Source organism: Pseudomonas sp. 05T35, from assembly GCF_056396605.1.
The window spans coordinates 1-16,938 of the sequence record NZ_JBFTLU010000033.1 but is presented as its reverse complement, the minus strand read 5'-3'; the positions used below and the strand labels follow the sequence as shown (position 1 = coordinate 16,938).

16 protein-coding genes are annotated in these 16,938 nt (G+C 57.7%); 6 read left to right on the top strand and 10 right to left on the bottom strand.

All coding sequences use genetic code 11. The features are described from left to right. From AC1DH9_RS04570 to AC1DH9_RS04555, 4 genes are all read right to left on the bottom strand, one after another. The coding region (locus tag AC1DH9_RS04570) for a hypothetical protein (protein ID WP_477807858.1) at positions 1-104 on the bottom strand (104 nt) is incomplete at its 3' end. Then, entirely contained in the window at positions 101-1,120 is a 1,020-nt protein-coding gene (locus AC1DH9_RS04565; RefSeq protein WP_427542480.1) for an alpha-ketoacid dehydrogenase subunit beta, read from the bottom strand. The genes AC1DH9_RS04565 and AC1DH9_RS04570, both read right to left, overlap by 4 nt. Before the next feature lie 33 nt (positions 1,121-1,153). Continuing rightward, positions 1,154-2,131: a thiamine pyrophosphate-dependent dehydrogenase E1 component subunit alpha gene (locus tag AC1DH9_RS04560; protein WP_427542477.1), complete on the bottom strand. Its 978-nt coding sequence runs from the start codon at positions 2,129-2,131 to the stop codon at positions 1,154-1,156. After that, positions 2,109-3,209: an ATP-NAD kinase family protein gene (locus AC1DH9_RS04555; RefSeq protein ID WP_427542474.1), complete on the bottom strand. Its 1,101-nt coding sequence runs from the start codon at positions 3,207-3,209 to the stop codon at positions 2,109-2,111. The genes AC1DH9_RS04560 and AC1DH9_RS04555 overlap by 23 nt, the downstream gene beginning before the upstream one ends. Positions 3,210-3,551: 342 nt before the next feature. Between AC1DH9_RS04555 and AC1DH9_RS04550 the strand changes: the two genes are divergently transcribed. Beyond that, complete coding sequence (locus tag AC1DH9_RS04550) at positions 3,552-5,444, top strand: sigma-54-dependent Fis family transcriptional regulator (RefSeq protein WP_477807856.1); 1,893 nt, start codon at positions 3,552-3,554, stop codon at positions 5,442-5,444. Positions 5,445-5,620: 176 nt separating this feature from the next. On the opposite strand, the gene AC1DH9_RS04545 is transcribed toward AC1DH9_RS04550, so the two are convergent. Beyond that, the gene (locus AC1DH9_RS04545) at positions 5,621-6,121 is read right to left on the bottom strand and encodes an Lrp/AsnC family transcriptional regulator (protein WP_103318934.1); all 501 of its coding nucleotides are present in this window, start codon (positions 6,119-6,121) and stop codon (positions 5,621-5,623) included. A 119-nt stretch (positions 6,122-6,240) separates the two neighbouring features. On the opposite strand from AC1DH9_RS04545, the gene AC1DH9_RS04540 reads away from it, so the two are divergent. The 5 genes from AC1DH9_RS04540 to gfa all read left to right on the top strand — a co-directional run bounded on the left by AC1DH9_RS04540 (position 6,241) and on the right by gfa (position 11,680). After that, positions 6,241-7,275 carry a histone deacetylase family protein gene (locus tag AC1DH9_RS04540; RefSeq protein ID WP_427542468.1) on the top strand — a complete coding sequence of 345 codons (1,035 nt, stop codon included), beginning with the start codon at positions 6,241-6,243 and terminating at the stop codon, positions 7,273-7,275. Between the two features lie 50 nt (positions 7,276-7,325). Next, positions 7,326-8,378, top strand: coding sequence for an ornithine cyclodeaminase (locus tag AC1DH9_RS04535; RefSeq protein WP_427542465.1), 1,053 nt, complete (start codon positions 7,326-7,328; stop codon positions 8,376-8,378). A gap of 159 nt (positions 8,379-8,537) precedes the next feature. After that, positions 8,538-9,953 carry an amino acid permease gene (locus AC1DH9_RS04530; protein ID WP_477807857.1) on the top strand — a complete coding sequence of 472 codons (1,416 nt, stop codon included), beginning with the start codon at positions 8,538-8,540 and terminating at the stop codon, positions 9,951-9,953. Between the two features lie 300 nt (positions 9,954-10,253). Beyond that, the gene (wrbA, locus tag AC1DH9_RS04525) at positions 10,254-10,856 is read left to right on the top strand and encodes an NAD(P)H:quinone oxidoreductase (RefSeq protein WP_054597401.1); all 603 of its coding nucleotides are present in this window, start codon (positions 10,254-10,256) and stop codon (positions 10,854-10,856) included. 245 nt (positions 10,857-11,101) lie between these two features. Next, a complete protein-coding gene (gfa, locus tag AC1DH9_RS04520) occupies positions 11,102-11,680 on the top strand; it encodes an S-(hydroxymethyl)glutathione synthase (RefSeq protein ID WP_427542462.1) in 579 nt (192 codons plus the stop codon). Positions 11,681-11,785: 105 nt separating this feature from the next. Here the strand turns inward: gfa and AC1DH9_RS04515 are convergent, their stop codons facing one another. The 5 genes from AC1DH9_RS04515 to AC1DH9_RS04495 form a co-directional block, all read right to left on the bottom strand. Further along, the gene (locus tag AC1DH9_RS04515; RefSeq protein WP_427542459.1) at positions 11,786-13,204 is read right to left on the bottom strand and encodes an aldehyde dehydrogenase family protein; all 1,419 of its coding nucleotides are present in this window, start codon (positions 13,202-13,204) and stop codon (positions 11,786-11,788) included. Positions 13,205-13,216: 12 nt separating this feature from the next. After that, positions 13,217-14,257, bottom strand: coding sequence for a homoserine dehydrogenase (locus AC1DH9_RS04510; RefSeq protein WP_427542456.1), 1,041 nt, complete (start codon positions 14,255-14,257; stop codon positions 13,217-13,219). Positions 14,258-14,371: 114 nt separating this feature from the next. Next, positions 14,372-14,809, bottom strand: coding sequence for an Lrp/AsnC family transcriptional regulator (locus tag AC1DH9_RS04505; RefSeq protein ID WP_427533144.1), 438 nt, complete (start codon positions 14,807-14,809; stop codon positions 14,372-14,374). Next, a complete protein-coding gene (thrC, locus tag AC1DH9_RS04500; RefSeq protein WP_427542453.1) occupies positions 14,806-16,194 on the bottom strand; it encodes a threonine synthase in 1,389 nt (462 codons plus the stop codon). Before thrC ends, AC1DH9_RS04505 begins: the two co-directional genes overlap by 4 nt. A gap of 18 nt (positions 16,195-16,212) precedes the next feature. Then, a partial coding sequence (locus AC1DH9_RS04495) for a LysR substrate-binding domain-containing protein (RefSeq protein ID WP_477807855.1) occupies positions 16,213-16,938 on the bottom strand: 726 nt, incomplete at its 5' end.

Below are 16,938 nucleotides of genomic sequence, written 5' to 3'. Positions count from 1 at the left end.
CCCTTGGCGATGACCTGGCCTTCCTCCTTGAGCCAGGCATCGACCCGGCCCTCGGTCATGGACAGGCCCCACTTGGGCATGGTCAAGGTATGGATCTGGCTCATGAACGCTTGCTCCACTCGATCAACTTGAGCACGGCGCTTTCGATCTTCGCCGCGTCGGGAATGTAGAGGTCTTCCAGGGCATCGGAGAACGGTACCGGCGTGTGCGGTGCAGTCACCATCTCGATCGGCGCCTTGAGCGAGGCAAATGCTTTTTGCGCCACCAAAGCCGAAATATCAGTAGCCATGGAGCAACGCGGGTTGGCTTCGTCGATGACCACCAGGCGTCCGGTCTTCTCCACACTTTCCAAAATACTGTCTTCGTCCAGCGGGCTGGTGGTGCGCAGGTCGATCACCTCGCAGTCGATGCCGCGCGCGGACAAATTGCGCGCGGCGTCCATCGCGGTGTTGACCGTGCGACCATAGGAGACCAGCGTCACATCCTTGCCATCACGCAGGAAGTTGGCTTCGCCGAAGGGGATGGTATAGAGCTCTTCCGGTACTTCACCCTGCATGCTGTAGAGCATTTTGTGTTCACAGAAGATCACCGGGTCGTTGTCGCGGATTGCCTGGATAAGCAAACCCTTGGCGTCATAAGGTGACGACGGGCAGACCACTTTCAGCCCTGGAATGTGGGTCCACAACGAGGTCAGCATTTGCGAGTGCTGGGCAGCGGCCCGCAACCCGGCACCGACCATCGTGCGGATCACCAGTGGCGTGGASGCCTTGCCGCCGAACATGTAGCGAAACTTGGCTGCCTGATTGAGGATCTGGTCCAGGCAGCAACCGGCGAAGTCGACGAACATCAATTCACATACCGGGCGCACGCCACAGGTCGCGGCGCCCACTGCAGCACCGACATAGCCCAACTCCGACAATGGCGTGTCCAGCACTCGTCCTGGGAATTGGTGATAGAGGCCCTTGGTCACGCCCAGCACCCCGCCCCAGGCGTCGTTTTCACCGGGGGCACCGGCACCGCCGGCGACGTCCTCACCCATGATGAACACGCTGGGATCGCGGCGCATTTCCTGGGCCAGAGCTTCGTTGATTGCCTGCTGATAACTGATTTTTCTCGCCATGATGAAGGTCTCGATTCTTGTTATAGGGGGCGTTCAGGGATAGGAAACGTAGACGTCGGAGAGCAGATCGGCCGCGCTCGGCTTGGGGGCGGACTTGGCCTTGAGCACGGCGTTCTCGATCAGCAGCTCCACCTCGCTGTCGATCTGGTCCAACTGGCTGGCCTGCGCCCGCCCGGCACGGATGATGCGTTCGCGGAACTGCATCAAGCAGTCGTTGTGCTCGCGGAAATGCTTGACCTCGTCCGGCGCCCGATAGGTCTGGGCGTCGCCCTCAAAGTGACCGTAATAGCGAGTCAGCTTGACCTCGATCAGCGATGGCCCCTCCCCGGCCCTGGCCCGCTCCACTGCGGCACCGGCGGCTTCGTGAACGGCGAAGAAGTCGAAGCCGTCCACCGTGACCCCGGGCATGCCGAAACCGGCAGCGCGGTCGGCGATGTGATCGCAGGCCACCGACCAGTTGGAAGCCGTGGCTTCGGCGTAACCGTTGTTCTCGGCAATGAACAGGCACGGCAGATTCCATACCGAGGCCATGTTCATCGCTTCGAACACCGCCCCTTCGTTGGAGCCGCCGTCACCAAAGAACACCACCGCAACACTGTCGGTGCCCTTGAGTTTGGCGGCCAGGGCCGCGCCCACGACCAGCGGCGCACCGGCCCCCACAATGCCATTGGCACCGAGCATGCCCTTCTCGAAATCGGCGATGTGCATGGAGCCACCCTTGCCTTGGCAGACCCCGGTTTTCTTGCCGTAGATCTCGGCCATCATCCCGTCCACATCGACGCCTTTGGCGATGCAGTGGCCGTGACCACGGTGGTTGGAGGCAATGCAATCGTCATCCTTCAAATGAGCCATGACCCCGGCGGCCGAGGCCTCTTCGCCGGCATACAGATGGACAAAACCGGGAATCTCACCGGTGGCGAATTCCACGTGCAGGCGCTCTTCAAAGACGCGGATGGTGCGCATCACCTGATAGGCATGCAGCAATTGATCAGCGGTTAGCTGTGTCGACATTTTTATTCTCCAGGGTGTCTTGAGATGAGAGGTTCAGAGGGTGTTGCGGGTGTTTACGGCCGATGGCCAGAAGTCGCTGTTGCGCTGCATAGTCCAGGACCACATTGACATCGATGCTGAGCGGACCGCTGAAATCGAGGGTGACGGTGGGCCGGTCATGGGTGTTGAATTCGATCTCGCGCTCGCCATCCAGAGCGAGGGTTCCGCTGGCCAGGCACAGACGATGGGCGACACCGGGTTCAAGGCTTCCTGCAGCAAGTACGCCGCAGCCTTGCAGCAGGCCGGGAGCCAGAGGCACCAGCAGCGCTTTCGGAGATTGCGCATCGAGGCGCATCCAGGCCCCACCCGGAGCCTGACGCGATACGGGAAACCACAAGCCGCAAAGGGCCGAGATGCCAATGGACTGAGGTTCGGCGAAGGTCACAAACACCTCGGCCAGATCGCCCCCGCGACTGATGGCCCGTGCGCCGACGAAGGGCAACGAGGACACCGCCACGTCCACCAGGGCCATCTCGCACAGGCCACGACTCGGCTCACGCACCAACAAGCGTTTATTGCGGCGCAAAGCGATCTCGAGCGGGATCCGCCCACTGACAAACAGCCCGCCGGCCAACCCGGCGCTGGTGGCTTCACGCAGTTCCGGAAAGGCGTTGTTGGTGCCGGTGGACAGCGTCAGCAGCGGAATGTCGCCGACTTCAGCGGCCACCGCCTTGTGAGTACCGTCGCCGCCCAGCACGGCGATCAGCGCAACGCCGCGTTCGGCCATCCAGCGGGCCGCGTGACGGGTATCCTCGACACTTTGGCGCAGGGTCAGGTCGAGGAACTCAAGGACTGGCCAGTGACTGCTGCGAGCCTGGCGGCCGTGGCTGTTTTTCAGCACGGCGGCGGCGATGCCGGTCATGTCTGTGGGCATCAGCACCCGTTCGACACCCGTGGCGCCAAAGGCTGCCAGCAAGCGCTGGATCACCGAGACCTTGTCGGTGCTGGAAAACAACCCGGCGTTGGCGGTCAGGCGCCGCACGTCCCGGCCGGATGCCGGATTGGTAATGATACCTACGGTCAGCGGCGCACGACTCATGACGCCACCACGGGCAGAGCAGGAAAAGGATTTCGGCAGGACATCGGGCACCTCTTTTTATTATTGGGTTGCCAGTCAGGCTGGTTGCCAGAGCGAGAGCAAGGCCAGTGCCAGATTCGCAAAAACACCTGCACAACCCCGTCGTAGAGCGGTCCGATGGGCCCCCGGGGTGGCCGAAATCAAATCCGAATGAAACGCGTGATGTCAGGCTGCACGAGGTGGCGGCGAGACCGTGAGACATCGCGTCTCACCGCCAGCCCCGGTTGACCCGACGCTTGTCTGCGGTCAATGAACGGCGCTTAATAGCCGCACAACTAAAAGAAGATGGAACCGGAGGCCTTAATGCTTTCCGCACACTCAAAGGCGCATGTGGATTGCGTCAGCCGTGTTTTGAAGAATGCCGGGCACCTGCCGCAGTTGCCTGTGTCGGACTTGATTCTCGACTCCTGGCGCCGCTCCATGGAGCAACACCACCTGGATCCCGGTTCGCTACAAGGACCACGGATCCTCTCGCAGAACGTGCTGCAGGAATGCCGCGAGCGCTCCGAGTTATTCTTGCGCATCGCCAGTGAAGAAGTCGCCCGCCTCCACGGTCGGGTCCGCGATGCCGACTACTGCGTCCTGCTCACAGACGCTCAGGGCCAGACCATCGACTACCGCGTCGAAACCTCCATCCGCAATGACTGCCGCAAGGCCGGTCTTTACCTGGGCACTTGCTGGTCGGAAGGTGAAGAAGGTACGTGTGGCGTGGCGGCGGTACTGACCGCGCGAACGCCGGTCACTGTTCACAAACGCGATCATTTTCGCGCCGCGTTTATCGGACTCACCTGCTCGGCGGCGCCGGTCTTCGACCCCAAGGGCGAACTGCTCKGGGTGCTCGACGTTTCGGCGGTGCGCTCACCCGACGACCGCCGCTCTCAACACCTGATCCGGCAGATGGTGGTGCAGAGCGCGCGTGAAATCGAACAGGCATTTTTCATGAGCAGCGCCCAGGGTTACTGGGTGCTGCGAGCCCACAGCAGCCCAGGCTATGTCGACAGTCAACCCGATTACTTGCTCGCCTGGGACAACGACGGTTGTTTGCAGGCGCTGAACCCGGCTGCGCGGCAATGGTTGTTGCACAGTTTTGGTCAACTGCCGGAACATATTGGCCAAGTGTTTGATCAGCAGTTGCTGCATCGGATCAGTGACGAGTCGCTATGTCTGTTGCACAGCCAGGGTGGCCACACGCAATTGCATGGTCGCCTCAGCGTGCCACGGCAGGTGAAGCGCAACGCTTCGCGACTGGCACTGACACCCGCCGAACTCGACCCGCGACTGGAAGAAAGCCTGCGCCTTGCAGTGCGGGTTAAAGACCGCAACCTGCCGGTGCTGATCCAGGGCGAGACCGGCTCCGGCAAGGAAGTCTTCGCCCGTCAGTTGCACCAAGCCAGCCAGCGCCGCGAGCGGCCGTTCGTTGCGGTAAACTGCGCGGCGATCCCCGAGAACCTGATCGAAAGCGAATTATTTGGCTATGTCGCTGGCGCCTTCACGGGTGCCTCGAGCAAGGGTATGCAAGGTCTGCTGGAACAGGCCGATGGCGGCACTCTGTTTCTCGATGAAATCGGTGACATGCCCCTGCCCTTGCAAACCCGGCTGCTGCGGGTTCTGGCCGAGGGTGAAGTGGCGCCTCTGGGAGCCTCACGGCGCAAAGCGATCGACCTTCAGGTCGTCTGCGCCAGCCACCGCGATCTGGAAGGACTGGTCGCCGCGGGCGAGTTTCGCGAAGACCTCTACTTTCGTTTGAATGGAGCGCGCTTCCAGTTGCCGCCGCTGCGCGAACGCAGTGACCGGCTGGCGCTGATCAACCGGATTCTCGATGAGGAATCGACGCTTTGCGCAGAACCTATGCAACTCGCAGGTGCAGCTCTGGAATGCCTGCTTGGCTACCGCTGGCCAGGTAACGTTCGCCAGTTGCGACATGTGCTGCGTTATGCCTGTGCGGTGTGCGATTCAAACCTGATTCAGGTCAACCATTTGCCCGAGCAACTGCAAGATCACCGACTTGATGGCCCACGCTCTGGCGACACCATTGATTGCTGCGCGAGCCCGGAGCGCCAGGCACTGCTCGATGCCTTGGTGCGTCACCGCTGGAAACCCACCGCCGCTGCCAAGTCTTTGGGCATCTCCCGGGCAACCCTGTATCGGCGGGTGCATCAGCACGGCATCGACATGCCTGGCAGAAGCCAGGTGTAAGCCTGGCTCCCCGAGCAAACCGCTGCAATGAGCGCTCGTATCGACCCGTTCAACAGAAATGCACTCGTCACTGAGGCGTCAGGGTGTGGCTAAAACCTTGGCATGAAACACACGTCCGGCACGTCTGCCGGCGCTACCTCGGCCCATGAGTTGCTCACCTGACGCCATCTGCCCGCTCAGTCCTTGAGCGATTTGGGTATCGCAATACGGCTACTGGTCTTAACCTCGCGCAAAGCCAGACTGGACTGAATGGATGCAATACCTACCTGACGCCTGAGCACGTGCTCGATAAAGTCGCTGTAACTATCAAGATCCTCTGCCAACACTTGCAACACGTAATCGGCATCTCCAGTGATCTTGTGACAAGACAACACCTCGGGCAATTGCGCAATCACCGCCTCGAAGGCGTCCGGAGCATGATCCGCATGGGTGGAAAAACGGATGTGCACGAACGCCAAAATGTCCAGCCCTAGCATGCGTCGATCAAGATTGGCCTGGTAGCCCTTGATTACCCCCGCTTCCTCCATTCTCTTACGCCGTCGCCAGCAAGGCGTCAGGCTTAACGACAGACGCTCACTGAGCTCGGCGTTGGAAATGCTCGCATCTTCCTGCAGCAACGTGAGTATCGCCAGGTCGGTCTCGTCGAGGCTGATGCGTTTGGATGATTTTTTCTGCATTACGCCATTCCTGAGTCAAAACGCCCGAATAATCTAGCAAACCACGAAAACAAAGCAAAGAAAGCGCGTCCCGGCCGGAACAGAATATTTGCACTGGCTCACATTAACGGATGYGCAGAATGTTTACAGTTTTCAGTGATTCCCATCGCTTGCACCACGGCACCGAATTGAAAGACGGAGTGCTCAAGCCGTCGTTCGAACGGCCCAGTCGGGCCGATACTGTCCATAACCGCGTCAAGCAGGTAGGCCTTGGCCAGATCGTCGAACCGCGAATATTTGACCGGTCGTGTTACGTCAATGCGCACAGCGAGCGCTACGTCAGTTTTCTGGAAAGCGCCTGGTCAGAATGGTGCGCGACTGGACGGACCCACGATGCCCTGCCGCTGGTATGGCCAGTACGCGACCTGTCCAACGAGCAAGTCCCGACGTTCATCGACGGCAAGCTCGGTTTCTACGCCATGGACGCCGGTTCCCCGATTACCGCCACCACTTGGCAAGCGGCAAAAACCAGTGCAGACATCGCCCTCACCGGCCTGGCGCTGATCGATGAAGGCCACGACAGTGCCTTTGCCCTGTGCCGTCCGCCCGGCCATCACGCAGCGCGTGAATACATGGGCGGCTATTGCTATCTCAACAACGCCGCCATTGCTGCACAACAGGCCATTACCCAAGGTGCCAAACGTGTCGCGGTACTGGACGTTGACTTTCATCACGGCAACGGCACCCAAAACATTTTCTACGGGCGCAGTGACGTCATGTTTGTCTCGCTACACGGTGAGCCGACGGTGTCCTATCCGTACTACTCAGGCTTCAGCCACGAAGTCGGCACAGGCTACGGCGAAGGTTACAACCTGAACTATCCGCTGCCGAAGAACACCACTTGGGAAAGCTACCGCAATGCCCTGCTCCACGCCTGCAAGAAACTCCAGCAATTCGCCCCTGAAGTGCTGGTTATTTCACTCGGCGTCGACACGTTCAAGGACGACCCGATCAGCCACTTCCTGCTGGAAAGCGAAGACTTCATCGGCATCGGCGAACTGATAGCAGGCGTTGGCTGCCCCACCCTGTTCGTGATGGAAGGCGGCTACATGGTCGATGAAATCGGGATCAATGCAGTCAACGTACTGCATGGCTTTGAGAGCAAACGCGCCTGAGCCATCCCCTGCCCTACAGCATTTCAACTACTGAATCGGAAAATAAAAACATGACTCTCTTTATCGATGTCGATCATTCCGCACGCCTGTTCGCCAAGGTGGGTATCCGTCGGGCAATCCGCGAGATGGCCACATACATCGAAGCTGACTATTCACGCTGGGCGCAGTTTGATAAGTCGCCCCGCACCGCCAATCATTCCGCCGACGGTGTGATCGAGTTGATGCCCACCGACGATGGCCAACAGTACTCGTTCAAATACGTGAATGGTCACCCGGGCAATGGCCAAAGGGACTTGCTGACCGTCATGGCTTTCGGTGTTCTCGCCGATGTCTACAGTGGCTATCCAACGTTGCTCAGTGAATTGACGCTGACTACTGCCGTGCGCACCGCCGCGACATCCGCACTGGTCGCGCAGTCCTTGGCACGCCCTGGTGCAAGCATCATGGCAATCATCGGCAACGGCGCTCAAAGCGAATTTCAGGCCCTCGCCTTCCACGAAATGCTGTCGATCAGGGAAATCCGCATTTTCGATATTGATCGTGACGCGTCACTCAAGTTGAAGCACAACCTGTCGGCATTCCCGGGTATCGAAGTGATTCTGTCCACCTCCGTACAGGAAGCGGTCAAGGGCGCGCACATTGTCACTACAGTCACCGCCGACAAAACTTATGCAACGATTCTGACGCCCGAGATGATCGAACCCGGCATGCATATCAACGCTGTCGGTGGTGACTGCCCGGGGAAAACCGAACTGCACGCCGAGATCCTGCGCAACGCCCGGATCATCGTTGAATTTGAACCGCAAACCCGGATTGAAGGCGATATTCAACAACTGGAAGCCGACTCGCCCGTCGTCGAGTTTTTCCGCATTGTGCTGGGCGAAATTCCGGGGCGCGAGAATGACGCCCAAGTCACCGTGTTCGATTCGGTGGGTTTTGCTCTCGAAGATTTTTCGTCACTGCGCTACCTGCACGACCTTGCGCGAGAGCACGAGATCGGCGAGCGCATCCATCTAGTGCCGACCCCCGCTAACATAAAAGACCTTTACCAACTGCTTGATCAGCAACCCGCTGAACCGGCGCGTCTGCGCACCGCCAACTGATAACCGTGGGTGATGCCTCCGAACAGCGTGCCAAGAGGCCACTCACCATCCTGTAAACCCCAAAAACCACCACCGTCGGTAGCCGTTGCATCTCTAACAACAACGCTAGACACCCACTTTCTGCCAAAACTCAAAAACATAAAATCAAGAGGTTTTGTAATGAAATCAACTTCGTCCGAGCGGGTTGAACAACCCGCGCTGCAGCGCACGCTCAGCAATCGTCACATTCAGTTAATGGCCATGGGAGGAGCCATCGGTACAGGTCTGTTTATGGGTTCCGGAAAGATCATTGCCCTCTCCGGCACGTCGATCATCCTGATTTATATGATCATCGGGATGTTCGTCTACTTCGTCATGCGCGCCATGGGCGAACTGTTGCTCTCCAACTTGAAATTCAAAACCTTCGCGGATTTCGCCGGTGCCTACCTGGGCCCGCGAGCGGCATTTTTCCTCGGCTGGTCGTACTGGCTGAGCTGGAGCGTCGCGGTGGTGGGTGATGCCGTAGTGGTCGGCGGATTCTTTCAGTACTGGTTCCCCGATGTACCCGCCTGGATCCCGGCCATCGGTATGTTAATGACGCTGTTCGCCTTGAACGTACTGACCGTCAGGCTTTTTGGTGAAGTGGAGTTCTGGTTCGCGATCATCAAAATCATTGCCGTCGTCACCCTGATTGGCGTTAGCCTGGTGATGATTGCCAGCTCCTTTGTATCCCCCAGTGGCGTTACTGCGTCCCTGAACCACCTGCTGGATAAACAGGCAGCCTTCCCCAACGGCCTGTTCGGTTTCTTTGCCGGATTCCAGATGGCGATCTTCTCCTTTGCCGGCACCGAACTGATCGGTACTGCTGCCGCCGAAACTCGCTCCCCCGAGAAGACTCTGCCTAAAGCCATCAACTCGATTCCGCTAAGAATCATCCTGTTTTATGTGCTGGCGCTGGCCTGCATTATTGCGGTGACTTCCTGGCAACAGGTTTCGCCCAACAAGAGCCCTTTCGTTGAACTGTTTCTGGTTGCAGGGTTTCCCGCAGCAGCAGGTATCGTCAACTTTGTGGTGCTGACGTCTGCCGCCTCATCGGCCAACAGTGGCGTATTTTCATCCAGTCGCATGCTGTTTGGACTGGCCAGTCACGACAATGCTCCCGGGATTTTCCGGCGCTTGTCGGGTAATAGCGTGCCTMTGCTGAGCCTGGCGTTTACCACACTGTTGATGCTGGTGGGTGTACTACTGCTGTTCATCGTTCCGGAGGTCATKACAGCGTTTACCATCGTCTCTACCGTGTCGGCAATCCTGGTGATTTTCACTTGGTCGACCATCCTCGCGTCGTACATTGCCTATCGTAAAAGCCGACCCGACCTGCATGCGAAATCGGTCTACAAGATGCCTGGCGGCGTGCCGATGGCCTGGTTTTCGTTGACGTTCCTGGGATTTGTACTCTGCCTGCTGGCATTAAGACCTGACACTCGTATTGCCCTACTGGTCATGCCAGGGTGGTTCATTTGGCTGGCCATTGCTTATCAGCTGACCCATTCCAGGAAGCAACGATCCGCTGCTGGTTCGGCCAATCAGTACAGCTGATGTTCACCTGCTGCCTTTAGGTGCCGACGCAGTAAGCTTGAGCGCAATGCGGGATTTGCTGCGCACCCTTCCCCTCTATCTCGACGCGGCGGGGCAATAAAAGCTCTCTGTCTGCCCAGCAGGTAGCATATGGAACTGCTAGTGTTTATCCGCATGCCGTCAAAGTCCCAGCAGTCGGGTGGGTGTGAGCCGCAGTTTTGTTCGTGACCAAGTGCTACGCCTGCCGCTGCTGTTCGTTGGCAGTGGTGTACCCAAGATTTTCTTAATCCATCGAATGGAGCTTAATCCAGGAGAAAAATCATGGCGAAGGTACTGGTTCTCTATTACTCAATGTACGGTCACCTCGAAACGATGGCGGGCGCAGTAGCCGAAGGCGCGCGATCTGTACCCGGCACCGACGTAACGCTCAAGCGTGTCGCTGAAACCATTCCGGCCGAACAGGCAGCAGCCATTGGCGTCAAACTTGACCAGAAGGCACCGGTGGCGACACCTGACGAGCTGGGCAATTACGATGCCATCATCTTTGGCACACCGACGCGCTTCGGCAATATGGCGGGACAGATGCGCACATTTCTCGATCAGACCGGCGGACTGTGGATGAGCGGCGCGCTGGTCGGAAAAATCGGCAGTGTCTTTGCATCGACCGGCACCCAGCACGGTGGCCAGGAAACCACTATTACGTCGTTTCACAGCACACTCCTGCATCAGGGAATGGTCATCGTGGGTGTGCCTTACACCTGCGCAGGGCTGACCAACATGAGCGAGATCACCGGCGGTACGCCCTATGGCGCGACCACCCTGGCAGGCACTGACGGTAAACGGCAACCGTCACAAAATGAACTGGATATTGCGCGCTTCCAGGGTAAACACGTCGCTGAGCTTGCAATAAAAATCGCGGGTTAACGCAAGCACCTAAAATGAGGTGGTACTGCACCCTACCCTGCAAGATTTCTGACCGTGCCCCGTTTCTGCTAACCGAAACCCGACCCAGGTGCTCCACTGCCTCTGCTCAACTATTGAACAGGGGCAGTATCGTGAACACCTGACATCGCCCACAAGTTAAAGCGAGCTCGAATTAGCGTCATTTGTCACTCACACCATACGGCCCCAGGCACTTTCGTCTAACACCCTGAAACGGAGAAGCCAACGTGAGCACCTTGAAACTTCACCCTGCACTGGACAATGGTATTCAACCCGCCGCCGCGAATTTCACAGGTGGCACCCTGCAATGCCTATGTGCGACCGACAAGGTCGAGATCAAGATCGACGCACAAACCCTGCATAACCACGCGTGTGGCTGCAGCAAATGCTGGAAACCTCAAAATGCAATATTCGCCGTCATTGCCGTAGTACCTCGGGATAAGGTCAGCGTCATTGCCCACGGTGAAAAACTGTCAATCGTCGACGAAAACGCCACCATTCAGCGGCACGCCTGCAAGCAGTGCCACGCCCATCTCTTCGGGCGCATCGAGAACAAGGACCATGCGTTTTATGGTCTGGACTTCGTCCACACCGAGCTCTCTCCCCAGAGCGGATGGGCTGCGCCGAGCTTCGCAGCGTTCGTGTCCTCCATCATCGAAACCGGCACACCGCCAGCGCAAATGAAGGCCATCCGTGAACGCCTGCGCTCGATCGGCCTGGAGCCCTATGACTGCCTGTCCCCGGACTTGATGGACGCAATGGCGACTCATGTCGCCAAACAGAAAGGCCTGCTCCCCGCCGCCTGAGTGATCGGCCGCCGCGGTTTCTTCGTCGGACCGCGGCCCCGACGTCCCAAAATCAGAAAAAAGCGTCCACCCGATGTGAGTCGATGACGAATTTACTTCGCAGGTTTAATCCACCTCGCTGATGCAAACGACTTTAGGCTGCGTCATGTCTTCATACGCAAATCGAACACCTTCGCGCCCCAAACTTCCGTACTTAAAACCACCGAAAGGCATGGCATCGAAACGATAATCGGAAGAATCATTGATCATCACACCACCCGCTTCAATCTGACGCGCCAGTTTCAAAGCCGTGGAAATATCACGTGTGAAAAGGCCTGCGTGCAAGCTGTATTCTGTTGCATTGGCCATAGCAATAGCGTCTTCCAAATGGTCAAAAGGCTCCAGGATAACCACCGGCGCGAAGACTTCCTGCATCCAGATCGCACTGCTATGCCTCACATGCTCAAGCACAGTCGGCGCATAGCTTCCCCCTTGGCGATGGTGCCCACACAGCAGAACGGCCCCCTCGGCCAGTGCTTCGTTTACCAATTGTTCGGTACGACGGGCCGCCTGTTCCGTAATCATCGGGCCTACATCCGTTGCCCGCAGGTCAGGATCACCCACCACTAACGCGCGCGTTTGGCTGACAAAACGCTCACGGAAGTCCTCATAAATTGAACTATGTATAAGGATGCGTTGAGTGCCGATGCAATTCTGCCCTGCTGCCCAAAAGGCACCAGACACACAGGACTCCACGGTCGGTTCGATATCACAATCTTCAAGCACAAGTACCGGGGCATTTCCTCCCAGATCCATTGCGAGTTTCTTCAACCCTGCACTACGAGCAATGGCCTCCCCCGTGGCAAAACCCCCCGTAAAGGAAATCATCCGAACTTCGCGAACCTCTACCAATGCTTTACCCAAGTCGACGCCACCAGTCGCCGGGGTAATCACAGAGGGTGGAAGACCCGCTTTCACCAAGCACTCAACGAGCTTGAGTGCAGACAACGGCGCGAGTTCCGAGGGTTTCAAAATCACGGCATTGCCACCAGCGATTGCCGGGCCGAGTTTATGAGCGACCAGATTCAGTGGATCGTTGTAGGGAGTGATCGCGACGATAAGCCCCAACGGTTCCCGCGTGAACCAACCTTGACGCGACTCCGATCCTTCATAAGCCCCAAATGGAATCACTTCCCCGGCGTTACGACGAGCCTCTTGCGCCGATAGCTTCAGCGTGTTCACACAACGCTTCACTTCCTTCTCTGCTTGTCGCAGCGTCTTCCCCGCCTCTGCAACAATGAGTTTGGCAAACGCTTCAGCCTCAAGCTCTACACGCCGGGCCGCCTCCTCAAGAATGCGCGCACGCAGGTGACGAGGCATTGCCGCACTCTCGCGCACGCCGATTCGCGCGCGTTCCAGCAAGCCAGGAACTGCGGCTGCATCGAGGCAAGGGACGCTCCCTACCAAGCGACCATCGAATGGACTGAACACATCAATCTGTTTGGCTTCAACAAGCTGGATACTGGCCATGCTGGATACGCTCATGACTATCTCCTGTTATTTGCCGTGGGCGGTGTGGATGGCGACGATGTCCGACAGTAATGCGAAGGCCGTCTCGATGCGCCCTGCCCCTGGCCCCGACACTGTGACAGCTCCCAGCAATTGGGTATTGAATGACACTGCATTCGTAGCACCGCTGATTCCGGCAAGAGGATGTGAATTCGACAGTAACCGAGCTTCCACACTCGCTCGAACCGAGCCATCTGCTTCACGATTGGCGGAGCCGATCAGTTTCCAGCTCGCACCATTGGCACTTGCCTGGGCAATATCTTGCGCGCTGATCTTGCTGATACCCGAGCACGCTACATCGCTGACATTCAGTCGTGCATTGAGCAGTTCGTTGGCCAGGATCACCACCTTGAGGCGTACGTCAAACCCTTCCACATCGGCGGTTGGATCTGCCTCGGCGTAGCCGAGCTGTTGCGCTTGTACGACGGCATCGTTGAACGCCAGGCCGTCTTTCATCTGGGTGAGCACATAGTTGGAAGTGCCGTTCAGGATGCCTTCGAAGCCTTGCACGTTGGCGCCCGCCAAGGCCTGCTTCGCTAGACGAATCACCGGGGTGCCACTCATCACCGCACCCTCGTATTCGAAAGCGACCTGGTTGCGACGGGCCAACGCTTTGAGCTCGGCACCGTGCAGCGCAATGGGCCCCTTATTAGTGGTCACTACATGAATGCCGCTTTCCAAGGCCCAGCGGCAAAAGGTAGTTGCAGGCTCGCCATCCACCGGATTGGTGAAAGTCGCCTCAGCGATGATGTCTGCACCGGAATGCTTGATCACAGTTTCGTTGAAGGCCTCAGCATTACCGCCAGGCAGTTGAGCGAGTGCGCCTTTCTCAATCGGTAGAGCGACCAACCGCTTTGCATCCAGACCGTCTTTAGCAACGATGGAGCCGAGGAACAGATCGGTGACACCGACAATTTTAATCGTGAAGCCCAGGGCCTCTTTCCACTCGGCATTATGATCGGCGACCAATTGGGCGAAGCCACGGTTCACGCCACCAAACCCTACCAAGGCAATTTTGTACTCAGTCATAAACGCTGTTCCTTATTGATGTTGTTCGATAGGAACATCCTAAGAGCCGGGCTTTGGCAGTTGAATATGGCAGAGTGCTGTATTAGTTGGGCGTTTTGCCCAAGCACGATTTTGTCAAAACACCGCAGAAAGGACGAACGATGTCACGGTGTTTTCCACCCCTGGCATGGCCGCGATTTCCTTCCACACAAGATGGACACGTTCCGGTGTGGCGGCATTCACACGCAGCATTAAATCGAACTCACCACTGAGTACTTCACATTGCACGACTTCGGGAATGGAGCGCAGTGCAGTCAGTACTTCTTCGCCACGCATGCGGTCGTAGCGGTAGACAAAGATCACCGCGCTGATAAGCGACGCAGGCCGCCGCGACTCACCGAGCAGTACCGTATAACCCTGGATCGCACCGTCGCGCTCAAGACGCTCGATGCGCTGGCGCACCGCATTGCGCGACAGGTTGATCTTGGCACCCAATTCAATATGGGCTATTCGCCCATTGGCGGTAAGTTCGGCCAGTATGCGTTCGTCCAACGGATCCAGAATGCGCTTCATGCAGGCCTCTGCTGTGCCAGACGAAGAGCCTGGCACAGACCCTCCAGATCGCCCTTGGCCTGGTACGGTGGTTGCGCGCGCACCTCGACAGTGCTCGGAACGCTTGCTTGCCAGACGCCCAATTCGGCCAACAGCGCCGCCGACTTGGCCGGCGCAATTTGCCCAAAGGTGACCATCGGCGCGCCTAGGCTGCGTCGATGAAGCCTGCCGGCCAGTACACCGACAGCGGTGTGAGGATCGATGGCCGAGCCTGTCTCTCGGAACAGCTCGACCACCTCATCGCGTACCTGAGATTCGTCTACCGCATAGGAATCGAAGAGGACTCGGGCACGCAGCCATTGCTGGTTGCCGATGCTCATTTCTCCGCAACTTTCAAAATGCTCCATCAGCGCTTTTGTTGAGCAACCATCGTGCTCGTAAATCTCCCAGATAAACCGCTCCAGGTTGGAAAACAACGAGAAGTCCATCGCCGGCGACACTGTTCGGTTAGTCATCCGGGTGGAGTAGCGATTGCAATGAAAAAACTGGTGCAGGGCATCATTGCTGTTGGTGGAAATGATCACCTGATTGATGGGTAGTCCCATTTTCTGCGCAATGTAACCGGCGTAGATCTCGGCCGAGCTGGCAGCTGGAACACTAAAGCCAACGGGACGAGAGCCACCGCCCAGTTGCAAGGCCGCGTGAAAGTAAAAAACGATCTGGGCCAGGACGCCGATCCAATTGGTCGAGTTGAAACAGATCGGCAACACGCCGTCCAACGGCCACTCTCGCAAGAGTCGGGAGACCAGCGTCTGGCAATCATCGAAATTACCGTCAACCGGAAACAGCTGAACCCGCTGCGGGTCGGCTGCCTGCAAGGCATTGAGTTGCTCAGGTGCAAGCCCGTCGCGCGGATACAGTATCGCCATGCGGGCGGCCGGGCAGTCAGCAAAGGCTTCAAGCGCTGCGACGCCGGTATCACCGTTAGTTGCACCGACCACCAACGCTTCTTTACCGACCTCCTCCAGAAAATGCTCGACCAGACGCGACTGCAATTGCGCGGCGAAATCCTTGGAAGAACCGGTCGGTCCATGAAACAGCTGGAGTATCCACTCGTTATGCCCGATCTGCTCAAGCGGCGTAATAGCGCGGTGCTTGAATTGTTGATAGCTGTCACTGAGCAAGGCGCGCAGGGTGCTTTCGTCTATGGAAGAACCAACAAACGGCGAAACCACTCGCCAAACCAACTCATCAAACGGCAGCCACGACCAGCTGGCAATCTGTTTCTCGGTGAAGACAGGCAAACTGGCTGGGACATAGAGACCACCATTTTCGGCGAGCCCCGACAGAACCACACTGCGAAAATCAGCACGCATGTCGCCGCCGCGAGTGCTTACGTAATGCATGTCAACTCCAAATCAGTTTTACAAAAGGCGATGAGCTTGAGCCACCAGCCAGGTAGAAAAATTCGCGGCATCAGGCGATAGCACTTCGTTCTGTTCGTGCACCAGATAAAAGGATTCGCTTGCCTCGATTCGGTGATTGAATGGTGCAACCAATTGCCCACTCTTAAGCAAATCCTCGACCACGGAAGACCGTGCCAGCGCAACGCCCTGCCCCAGTTCAGCCATGCGGATCGTGGAGATCAGCGTGTCAAACTGAAGGCCACGGGAGTAGTCGACGTCGTCTGCTCCAACTCGCTTCAGCCAGTAACCCCAACCTTCTTCGTACCCCAACACATGAAGGAGTGAATGGTTCATCAAGTCGCGAGGCTCATGTATGGGTGAGCTGGCCATAAGCGTTGGGGAGCAAACAGGCTGAAGGATGTCCCAAGTCAATCGCTGGGCGTGCAAGCCCGACCACTCACCGCATCCCCAGCGAATCTCCAGGTCATCCTCGCCGTCCGGTTCTTTCACCCAAATATTGCTGATATATCGAATATCGATCTGGGGATACTCCCGACAAAAATCTGCGAGTCGGGGGGCCAACCAATAGTGAAGAAAGGAAAGGCTGCCGCGCACCTTCAAATGTCTTCGATTGTGCTGGCCGAAAATCTCGTTCGTGCCGACTGCAAGCCGACTGATCGCGTCTTGCACGACAGGCAGGTACGACTGCCCTTCCTCGGTCAAGCCAAGCCCTCGGGGTAAGCG

Bases quoted from the DNA above. Each gene is read 5' to 3' on its own strand.
- AC1DH9_RS04560 (WP_427542477.1), bottom strand. From the start codon at position 2,131: ATGTCGACACAGCTAACCGCTGATCAATTGCTGCATGCCTATCAGGTG.
- AC1DH9_RS04555 (WP_427542474.1), bottom strand. From the start codon at position 3,209: ATGAGTCGTGCGCCGCTGACCGTAGGTATCATTACCAATCCGGCATCC.
- AC1DH9_RS04545 (WP_103318934.1), bottom strand. From the start codon at position 6,121: ATGCAGAAAAAATCATCCAAACGCATCAGCCTCGACGAGACCGACCTG.
- AC1DH9_RS04540 (WP_427542468.1), top strand. From the start codon at position 6,241: ATGTTTACAGTTTTCAGTGATTCCCATCGCTTGCACCACGGCACCGAA.
- AC1DH9_RS04535 (WP_427542465.1), top strand. From the start codon at position 7,326: ATGACTCTCTTTATCGATGTCGATCATTCCGCACGCCTGTTCGCCAAG.
- wrbA (WP_054597401.1), top strand. From the start codon at position 10,254: ATGGCGAAGGTACTGGTTCTCTATTACTCAATGTACGGTCACCTCGAA.
- AC1DH9_RS04515 (WP_427542459.1), bottom strand. From the start codon at position 13,204: ATGAGCGTATCCAGCATGGCCAGTATCCAGCTTGTTGAAGCCAAACAG.
- AC1DH9_RS04510 (WP_427542456.1), bottom strand. From the start codon at position 14,257: ATGACTGAGTACAAAATTGCCTTGGTAGGGTTTGGTGGCGTGAACCGT.
- AC1DH9_RS04505 (WP_427533144.1), bottom strand. From the start codon at position 14,809: ATGAAGCGCATTCTGGATCCGTTGGACGAACGCATACTGGCCGAACTT.
- thrC (WP_427542453.1), bottom strand. From the start codon at position 16,194: ATGCATTACGTAAGCACTCGCGGCGGCGACATGCGTGCTGATTTTCGC.